The organism is Aporhodopirellula sallentina SM41 (genome assembly GCF_000346505.1).
Taxonomy (GTDB): domain Bacteria; phylum Planctomycetota; class Planctomycetia; order Pirellulales; family Pirellulaceae; genus Rhodopirellula; species Rhodopirellula sallentina.
On the sequence record NZ_ANOH01000209.1, the window covers coordinates 20,872 to 30,426 of the forward strand.

At 56.2% G+C, this 9,555-nt stretch carries 7 protein-coding genes; 6 read left to right on the forward strand and 1 reads right to left on the reverse strand.

All coding sequences use genetic code 11. The features are described from left to right. The first annotated feature begins 413 nt into the window (after window positions 1-413). The 5 genes from RSSM_RS13730 to RSSM_RS13750 all read left to right on the forward strand — a co-directional run bounded on the left by RSSM_RS13730 (window position 414) and on the right by RSSM_RS13750 (window position 8,727). Window positions 414-953, forward strand: a complete 540-nt coding sequence (locus RSSM_RS13730) for a sigma-70 family RNA polymerase sigma factor (RefSeq protein WP_008679615.1) — start codon at window positions 414-416, stop codon at window positions 951-953. After that, window positions 950-3,607 (forward strand): FecR domain-containing protein, encoded by a 2,658-nt coding sequence (locus RSSM_RS13735; RefSeq protein ID WP_008679617.1) that lies wholly within the window; start codon window positions 950-952, stop codon window positions 3,605-3,607. Before RSSM_RS13730 ends, RSSM_RS13735 begins: the two co-directional genes overlap by 4 nt. Window positions 3,608-3,666: 59 nt before the next feature. After that, window positions 3,667-5,535, forward strand: coding sequence for a glycoside hydrolase family 97 protein (locus RSSM_RS13740; RefSeq protein WP_201767201.1), 1,869 nt, complete (start codon window positions 3,667-3,669; stop codon window positions 5,533-5,535). 363 nt (window positions 5,536-5,898) lie between these two features. Continuing rightward, on the forward strand, window positions 5,899-7,104 hold the full coding sequence (locus RSSM_RS13745) for an NHL repeat-containing protein (protein WP_008679623.1): 1,206 nt from the start codon (window positions 5,899-5,901) through the stop codon (window positions 7,102-7,104). A gap of 141 nt (window positions 7,105-7,245) precedes the next feature. After that, the gene (locus RSSM_RS13750) at window positions 7,246-8,727 is read left to right on the forward strand and encodes a sulfatase-like hydrolase/transferase (RefSeq protein WP_144059794.1); all 1,482 of its coding nucleotides are present in this window, start codon (window positions 7,246-7,248) and stop codon (window positions 8,725-8,727) included. Between the two features lie 16 nt (window positions 8,728-8,743). Here the strand turns inward: RSSM_RS13750 and RSSM_RS13755 are convergent, their stop codons facing one another. Next, on the reverse strand, window positions 8,744-9,145 hold the full coding sequence (locus tag RSSM_RS13755) for a winged helix-turn-helix transcriptional regulator (protein ID WP_008679629.1): 402 nt from the start codon (window positions 9,143-9,145) through the stop codon (window positions 8,744-8,746). A gap of 196 nt (window positions 9,146-9,341) precedes the next feature. Between RSSM_RS13755 and RSSM_RS13760 the strand changes: the two genes are divergently transcribed. Further along, a partial coding sequence (locus RSSM_RS13760; protein WP_008679631.1) for a putative quinol monooxygenase occupies window positions 9,342-9,555 on the forward strand: 214 nt, incomplete at its 3' end.

The following is a 9,555-nucleotide window of genomic DNA, read 5'->3' on the forward strand; positions in this document are numbered from 1 at the left end:
CCTTGTCATAGAGATGACGGGGGTCAGAATGACCTTAGCAGCGAAATCTGAATATTTCTTTGTTGTCGGCGTTCGTGGATCTTCGTGCTTTGAACGTTGCGTACATCGAATGTCTTCGCGGCTTTTGAATCTGTTGCATGTGCACTACCGGGCGAACGTTCACCAACGATTGCGTCGTTGAAAATGATGTCTCGGATGTCGTCCGGTTTTCGGTGACCTGCATTCGGTCGAATCCGATTACCGGGGGCGGACACCCCGAGTTTTCAACCGCTTTCGATGAGTGGAGTTTTGTATAAAAATGCGACTTGTGTTGCGGTTTTGCTGCTAAGGAAGCGGGCCTGTGAGACATTACCAATCTAGATCTGCCCGCGTATGGGCCGATTTCGTTTGTCGCTGCCAAAACGCGAGTCCCCATGCCGTCCTCTTCGATGTCTCAGCAGCAATTGGTCAGCCAGTTGTTCCTAAAACATTCGCCTCGTATACGTGGGTTCATCCTCAGCATGCAGCCCGACATGTTGCGAGCCGAGGACGTGTTGCAGGAAACGTTCATGACGGTATCCGCGAAAGCGGAAGACTTTGAAGAGGGGACGAATTTCGTCGCGTGGGCGTGCCGAATCGCACGGTTCAAATTGCTCGAGGAGCGACGGAAAGACGTTCGCAGCCCGACGCAGCTGTCACCCGAAGCGATCGAGGCTCTTTGTGCGACGGACATGGCGTTGTCCGACGAGCATCTCGACGACGCGTTGTTGGCGCTGAGTGAATGTCTGCCCAAGCTCGCACCGCGTGCTCGACGTGCGATTGAACTTCGCTATTCGCGGGCTCACAGTCCCGCAGAGATCGCACGGATCCTTGGCTGGACCGCTTCTTCGGTCTACGTCGCTTTGTCGCGAGCGCGGAACCTATTGGAAAAATGCATTAGCTCACAATTGAATGCCAGCGGAGGTGTCAATTGAAGACTAACAAACGACTCGAAGACCTGTTGGATCTGTACTTCGACCAAGGTCTCACGGACGAAACCAACCGCGAACTCGACGAGATCATCCGGACATCCGAAGAAGCACGTGTGCGGTTCTGGCAGCGTGCCCGGTTGAACGCGACGTTGCGGCGTCATGGACAGGAACAGTGGGGGACGCAGTGGTGTTTCAATGAATCAGTTGAAGACGCCAGCGAGGTTTCGAGCGGTGATGCCTTTCAGCGGTCAGAGTCAGTTTGGATGACGCGAGAAAAGGCGGTGGCCTGCGTTGCGATAGCCGCCGCGCTGTTGTTGATGATCGGCGTGTCGGCGTGGTCCAGCAAATGGTTTGCCGCTCCGCAGATCGCTACAAACGTCGAGCCCGCGATATCACCGGAAGATCCTGCGGAGGAAAACAATCCGCGTGGACCGGTGCAGCCGACACCGTTGCACTGGGTGGCCACCCTACGCAAAGCGATCGATGTGCAATGGAGCGGCACCGGACAGGCTCCGAGAGTTGGCGAGCCCTTGTCGCCTGGACGACTGAGTTTGGACAGCGGATTGATCGAGTTGCAGACCAATCGTGGTGCGGTGGTTGTCGTGGAAGGTCCCGGAGAACTGCATGTCATCAGTGACATGGAAGTCCGATGTGATCGTGGGCGAATCGCGGTGAACGTTCCGCCTTCCGCACATGGTTTTCTCGTTCATACGCCGACTGTCAACGTGATCGACCGCGGGACCGCGTTTGCCCTCCATGTCGCAGACGATGATGAGGCAGAGGTCCATGTGATTGAGGGGATGGTCGAATTGGTTTCGCCCACCACGAACACGCCGGTTCGGGAATTGCGAGAGGGGCAGGCGGTCGAGGTGGCGATGACGGGAGAGTACCGCGACATTCAATCGAGTGCCGCCGCATTCTCCACACCAGCCTCGGCGAACTCGAAGGCGAGACTAGCGGCGTTGTTGTCGCGGCAACGTTGGAACCGACGTCGTGCGGCGATCATGAACAATCCTGATTGCTTGGTCTATTACGATTTCGTCCCCGAGTCGTCGAACCAACAAACGAACGGGCAAGGTAAAAGCGACGACATTGTCTTGGTAAACCGCGCTCCCAATCCCATCGCGGGGTCTGATGGCATTATCGTCGGTTGCGATTGGACGGAGGGGCGTTGGCACGGCAAGCGTGCTTTAGGATTCAAGAACGTATCCGACCGCATCTTGTTTTCGGTGCCCGGTGAATACGAGTCGTTGTCCTGCATACTGACCGTCCGTATTGACGCAATCAACAGTGTCGCCAACCCGCTGTTGGTCTCACGAGGACGCAAGGCCGGGCATTGGCAGTGGTTGGTTACGCCACCGAAGCAAGAAGATCGGACTGCGGATTTGCAGTGGACAGGGTCGCACCCTTTCCGGGATGCAGTGTCGAAAGCATCAGGCGGTTCACGTTTTCGCGTTTCAGCACCGGTTCTTCGCCGCGAACAACTTGGGAACTGGATCCAACTCGGGTTTGTGTGGGACGGAGTCGGCAAGACGTTGAGTCAGTATGTCAACGGGGAACTCGTCACGCGGGACCACATCGCGACCGCGGACGCCGGCGAATCCGCCATGCTGTCGCTAAGAGACATGCAGATCGGAAACGCGAGTGCCACGGTGATCGAACCCAACATGCCGCCGGGAAACATCTGCGGGAGGTTTGATGAACTCATTGTGTTAAGTCGCGATATGAGTTCGACCGAAATGATGGCGTTTCATCGTCTCGACCGATCGTACTGGCAACCCGTCGACGAACGAACCAGGTTCTTCGATGCGGACAACTGGGCGGTGCGGGACGCGCCCACTACCGGGGATAACCTGGTCATCAGTTCGCGAGGATTGAAACGAGCCGTCTACGACGAGAACACCACCGATAACTTTGCGGGCGTCCAAGTGGGTACGCTCGCGGGCAGCAGGACGGAACTCGAGATTGCCGGCGGTACCCTGATTGCCGATCACGACTCCAACTATATCTCCCGCGTGGGCGTTGGCGGTGGGGACGGTGCCCTCGAACAAACTTCGGGCTCGGCGCGCTTCAATGCGTTGCAGATCGGATTGGATTCCGAATCCTCGGGGGTGTACCGATTGATCGGGGGGACGTTGATCGTTTCTCGAACGACACTAGGAAGCGGGTGGAGTCTGGAAGTTGGCGTCAATAAAGGAACAGGCACATTTGAGGTGAGTGGAGGTGCGTTCGAGACCCGGTGTGGGGTGATGCTCGGCAACCAGGACGGAGTCGGCACGTTCCGAGTCGTCGGCGACCGAGCCGAACAGATTGCAATCGGATCCAATGAAGACCGCGACGGACGATGGCTGCAGCACGAGGGCAGTACTCTCGACATTCGCGTCGGCGCAAACGGAGTCACACCGATCTGGATCGAAGAAGTCGGCAGCGACGGTGGTGGTGACGTGATCTTCCAACGCGGTGCGGTTTTGCATGTTGACTTCCTGAATGAACCTGTGTCGGGGCATTGGGATGTCATGAAATGGGAGGGACAACTGTTTGACAACGGGTTGGTCTTCGCCCCGACGGTGGATCAGGAGGTCTGGTCTTTTGAGTTCGTTGACACGGACGATAGTGGTACGCCGGATACGCTACGCGTGACTGCAATGCCTCGGTGAGAAACGGACGTTCTTTCTTTTTGGTTTACATTTTGTTTTTCTTTTGCTTGATGAGTAGCATGATTTTTCCCCGCATGTTTGGTTGTTTGTTTTCGGTTACGGTTCTCTTGGTGGCGACCAACGCATCGGCGATCGCAGAGCCCGTTGAGCTCGCGTCGCCGGATGGACGCATTACTGCGCAGTTTTTGCTGTCGGATCAGGGCGAACCGCAGTACCAGGTTCAGTATCAAGAACGGGACGTCATCGTGCGTTCCAATCTCGGTCTAACATTAAAAGATCATCGCGATTTGGATCGCGGTTTTGTCATCGAGAGTAAGTCCGCACGGTCGCACACGTCGACTTGGCAGCCTCTGGCGGGTGAGCGTAGTACGATTCACGATCATTACAACGAAATGATCGTCGGGCTGAAGCAGTCCGGAGACGACGCGGGACGCCTCGACGTGCATCTGCGGGCATACAACGAGGGCTTTGCTGTTTCGTACACGGTGCCTGAGCAAGAGCATCTGTCGGAGTTTGTGATCTCCGATGAACAAACCGAATTTCGGTTTAAGGAAGACTACTTCTGCTGGGACACGAAGGACGCACAAGGGTTGTACTTCCGTGTGCCGATTTCAAAAGTCGGACGCGGTGCCGAGCGGCCTCTTGTTGTCGAAATGGAAGATGGACCTTACGTCGCCCTCGGCGAAGCCCGGATGGTCGACTACTCGCGAATGCGGTTTCAGACTTCACCGAAAGATAAGAACACTCTGATCCCCGATCTCGCCGGTGAGGTGTCGGCAACCGCTTCGTTTTCAACGCCGTGGCGATACGTGATGATCGCCGATTCGCCGGGGCAGTTGCTCGAGAACAATGATCTCGTTCTCAACCTGAACGAACCCTGTGCGATTGCGGATACATCATGGATTGTTCCTGGAAAGGCGATCCGCAGCGAGTTGAACACGGCGCGTTGCAAGGCAACGATCGATTGGGCCGTCGAGATGAATGCTCGTTACCTGTTGATTGACGCAGGTTGGTATGGACCCGAGCGGGACAACGCCTCGGACGCGACGACTGTAACGGTGGATCCGAACCGCAAGTCGGGACCGTTCGATTTGCACGAAGTCATCGCGTACGCCAAGACGCGTCAGATCGGTGTGATTCTGTACGTCAATCACCGAGCCTTGGAACAGCAACTCGATGTTCTCCTACCGCTCTACAAGAAGTGGGGCGTCGCGGGGATTAAGTTCGGGTTTGTCAACGTCGGCGAACAGAAGTGGACCAATTGGTTGCACGATGCGATCGCGAAGTGTGCCGAGTATCAATTGGTGGTCGATGTTCATGACGACTATCGACCGACCGGATGGAGTCGCACGTATCCGAACCTGTTGACTCAGGAAGGCATCAAAGGGAACGAGACAATGCCGACGGCGGAGGAGAATGTGATTTTGCCGTTCACTCGTTACCTTTGCGGTCCGGCGGACTATACGGTTTGCTATTACTCGGGACGTTTGAAGACAACGCGCGCTCATCAATTGGCCGCTTCGATTGTGTACTTTAGCCCGCTCCAGTTGATTTTTTGGTACGACAAGCCCGCTCAGTATCGCGGCGAACGAGAACTCGACGTGTTCAAGCAGGTGCCGACGAAGTGGGATGAAACCCATGTTCTTCACGGCGAAATCGGAAAGTATGTCACGATCGCTCGGCGTGACGGAGATCGATGGTTTGTCGGCAGCATGAATGCGGGCGAGCAGCGATCGTTGGAGATCCCGTTGTCGTTTTTGGAGTCGGGTACGCAATACACCGTGTCGATTCACGCGGATGGACATCCCGATGGCACGAACAAAACAAAAGTGAGCAATTCGTCTCGGACTGTTTCGCGGAATACGATTCTGACGGCTGAAATGGCTGCCAACGGCGGCCACGCTGTCGTCTTAACGCCGTTGAAATAGCAGGGCGATTGGCTGCGAAAAGCGGCTCGCGGGTGATCAACGTGCTGGGGATGTCGGCACGTTTTGCGGTGCGGTATAACCTCCGCCACTCAACCGGTAGGTTCCGTGCAGGAACGCTTTTCCTGTATAGATTTGACACGCCGGTGTTCCGCTACGAGGATTCTACCCCGTCGGCGGCGTTCCTTCGAACGATCGAAGCGATGGCTGAGACACGCCAGAGGCGTCTGAAAGGACGCGACATGCGTGTTCGGCCTGCGCGACGTCGACGCAAAACGTGTCGAACGTGATCGAGTCTAATGAACGATCGTTTGGCAACGGAATCTTCCCACCCACCTCGCATCCTCTCAAAACATGAGCCCCTCTATGCGTTTTACGCCCGTTATTTCCTTTGCCCCGAAGAAGATTGCCCGAGTAGCTTTCGCTGGGCTGATCGCCAGTTCGTTCGCTAGCGTGTCGAACGCTCACGAAGGCCACGATCACTCGGCGACACAGTTGACCGCGACCGCGGAAGCCGAAGCAACCACGTCGAGCACGTTTCAGATCGGTGACAAAACGTACCGATGGGAACATCGCGCCGATCTCGGAAAACAGTCGGACAAAATGATGGCGGCCGCGAAGGGCGGATTGCATAACAACGCCGATCAAGACCTGAAGACCAATGAAATCGTCACCGTGGTCAGTCGTTTCGGTTTGGTCGCGTTGGATGCGGAGATGAAGGAGTGGAACTTGGTCGAAGACCAGGATCCCAAATTCGCATCCGGAATGAACTCGCACGGGGCCGATTGTTTCGTGGTTGACGATGAGTCCTACTGGGCGTTCGCATCGACAAACACGGGCGAGGTTGTGATCTCAAAACGTGGCGAAATCGTCGCCGTTCTGAAGTCACCCAAGGGTGGCGAGTTTGATGATGAAACGATCAACAAATACTACACCGACGGCGGTCGGTTCGCGCCGTGCGATGTCGTCTACGCACCCGAGGCACAGTCGCTGATTGTTGTGACGGGATATGCACCCGGTGACTACGCGTTGACCGCGAAGAATGTCGACGGAACATGGCAGTGGACGGGCGCGGCGTGGGGCGGCAAGACCAGCCAAGGCGGACCTTTCGCGACCGCTCACGGTGTCGAAGTCGGCACGATCGACGGCGATGAAGTCGTCGAGGTGGCGTCGCGGGCACACGGACGCATCTATGGTTTCACCGCCAGCGGCGAGATGATTCAAATGCCAGGTGCCACGGAAGAGAAGTTCATCCAACTGCCGCCACGTTCGAACCCATGCAACCTTTCCTTGCACGGCGACGAAATGTACCTGCCGTTGCTCAACCCGCTCGCCGACAGCAACGGTGTGGCTCCGGTTTTGATCGTGGCAGGAGGCAAGCCAGTCGGACGATTGGTTCCTGCCGAGTTCGATGGTTTGCAGTACATGCACCACATGCACGGTTTCTGTGCCGTGGAACGTGACGGCAAACTGTTTGGCATCGCGTTGTCCTGGCCAAATGGTGGCGAGAACAAGAAGGGCAAACGGAACGACGGCCAAATCGCAATCTTCGAAGCCGTCAGTGCTGAGTAGACGGTTGACGCGTTTGCGTTGCTGACTCCCAATTCACATTATCGAGATGAGCGGTCGCGGACGGTTCGTCTCGGTTGTGCTTTGAGGGAGCGGCATCCTGTTGGTTTCGCATTCGATTCTCTTTTAGTGTGGTTGGGTTGGATGGTACGTCCCGTTGCTTCGTTGTTGTTGGCTCTGTCGGTTTGCTTGGTCGCGGTTGCACAACAGCCGATTGGCTCTGGTAGGCATGCCACTGGCGAGCGGCCCAATATCGTCGTCATTTTGGCGGACGATATGGGCTTCGCGGACACCGGTTTTACCGGGTCGACTGACATCGAAACGCCACACTTGAATGCGCTCGCCGCTTCAGGCGTCACCTTCACGAGCGGTTATGTCACACATCCGTATTGCGGGCCGAGCCGAGCCGGGTTGCTAGCGGGCAGGTATCAACACCGATTCGGTTTTGAAACCAACCCCGCGTATGATCCGTCGAATCCCTACATGGGAATCGACGTCAATGAAACGTTGTTTCCGGAACGTTTGCGGCGTGCCGGGTATCGGACGGGGATGGTCGGAAAATGGCACCTCGGTGCCGCGGCCCCATTTCATCCGAACAAGAGAGGTTTCGATTACTTCTACGGTTTCTTGGGTGGTGGGCACGACTACTTTCGCATCGACCTGCGGCAGCCCGTCAAAGAGGGCTATACCGAAGCGCTCGAACGAAACGGTCTGCCGGCTGTGTTCGACGGATATCTGACGACGGCGCTCAGTCGCGACGCGGCGGATTTTGTCGACCGCAATGCAGAGAAGCCGTTCTTTTTGTACGTCGCCTATAACGCCCCGCATGCTCCGTTACAGGCACCCGACGAGCTGCTGCAGAAGTATTCGCACATCGAGGATACAAAGCGGCGACGCTATGCGGCGATGGTCGACGCGATGGATGCCGGGATTGGAATGATCATGGAATCGCTCCAGCGGAACGATGTTCGTGACAACACGCTCGTGTTTTTCCTCAGCGACAATGGCGGCCCCCAGGCGAGCCCGAACAAGCCGAGCAGTTGGAACGGCTCATCCAATGGAGAGTTCCGCGGTGGGAAGGGAAACCTCTATGACGGTGGCGTCCACGTTCCGTTTGTGGCATCGTGGCCCAATCATTTCCCACATGGAGCGGTCTGTGATCGGCCGGTCATTTCGCTGGACATCGCCGCGACCGCCGTTGCGTTGGCGACCGGTAGTGAAGAGTTGCCGCGAAAACTAGAAGGTGTGAACTTGGTTCCGATTGTGAAGCAACCGGAAGCCGGACCCAAAAGTCGCTATCTGTATTGGCGAGAGAGTGGCGTTCGGTGGTCGATTTTGGACGACAAGCGGAACAAGCATGTGCTCGATCGTCCGAACCGATCACCCGAGCTGTTTCACCTCGCGACGGATGTGTCGGAACAGAATGACCGCGTGAAGGAAGAGCCAGAAATCGCCGAGCAACTCCGCAACGCCTGGCTGGAATGGAACGAGGCGAACGTTGCCAGCCGGCTGAACAACTACAAAGGCTATCACAAACTCCGTGATCAGTTCTTTCTCGATTCAATTCCAGCGAAGGCCAAGAAAGAAGGCTACTCGCCCGAACCTATTCCGACGTTTCCGAAATAGTATGTTGAGCCGGTTGTTAGCTGGCCGCTTCGCTCTCTTCCCTTGCGATTCTTTCGGTGATCAGTTTCATCGCGTGGGTTTCGCCCCAATCTTTGAGGGCGTGCAGAATCGGCTCAAGTGATCTTCCTGCCTCGGTTAGTTCGTATTCGACCTTTGGCGGGACCTCGGCGTAGACGATTCGGTTGACCAGTCCGCCGGCTTCCAGGTCGCGGAGTTGTTTGGTCAGCATGCGCTGCGTTACGCATCCGACTTTGCGTTTGAGTTCGCTGAACCGCACGCGTCCGTCGAGCAAGTAGAACAGGATGATGCCTTTCCATTTGGCGCCGATCAGTTCCAAGGTGGCTTCGACGGGGCACGCGGGTAGGTCGTAATTGACGTGCCGTGCGGGTTTGAGCGAATCGGTATCGTTGGTATCCAAAATGTGCCTACCTGCCTTTTATGTGCGTACTTGTCTTTGGTTGAGGTACTCCTAGTATCTCAGTGTGTCCAGTGTTTTGCAAACCGAAACACGGCATACCGTTGCGATTGGCGATTTGCCGCGACCCGTTGACGAACGCCATCGCGAGGGTTCGTATCTCGGCTGTTTCCATCTCGCAACACCAAGGAGTCTTTTCATGTCTCAGTTGACCATCACTGCCAACATCACGGCGAAGCCTGATCAAATCGATCTCGTGAAAGCGGAGCTGCAAAAGGTTGTTGCACCCACGCGGGCGGAGGAGGGCTGTGTTCGCTATGACTTCCACGAAGACAACGACAATCCCGCACACTTCTTTTTCTATGAAACGTGGGAAAGTCGCGATCTGTGGCAGGCTCATATGAATTCGAAAC

Excerpts from the sequence above, each read along its gene's own strand:
- RSSM_RS13745 (WP_008679623.1), top strand. The coding sequence starts at position 5,899 with ATGCGTTTTACGCCCGTTATTTCCTTTGCCCCGAAGAAGATTGCCCGA.
- RSSM_RS13730 (WP_008679615.1), top strand. The coding sequence starts at position 414 with ATGCCGTCCTCTTCGATGTCTCAGCAGCAATTGGTCAGCCAGTTGTTC.
- RSSM_RS13740 (WP_201767201.1), top strand. The coding sequence starts at position 3,667 with ATGATTTTTCCCCGCATGTTTGGTTGTTTGTTTTCGGTTACGGTTCTC.
- RSSM_RS13750 (WP_144059794.1), top strand. The coding sequence starts at position 7,246 with ATGGTACGTCCCGTTGCTTCGTTGTTGTTGGCTCTGTCGGTTTGCTTG.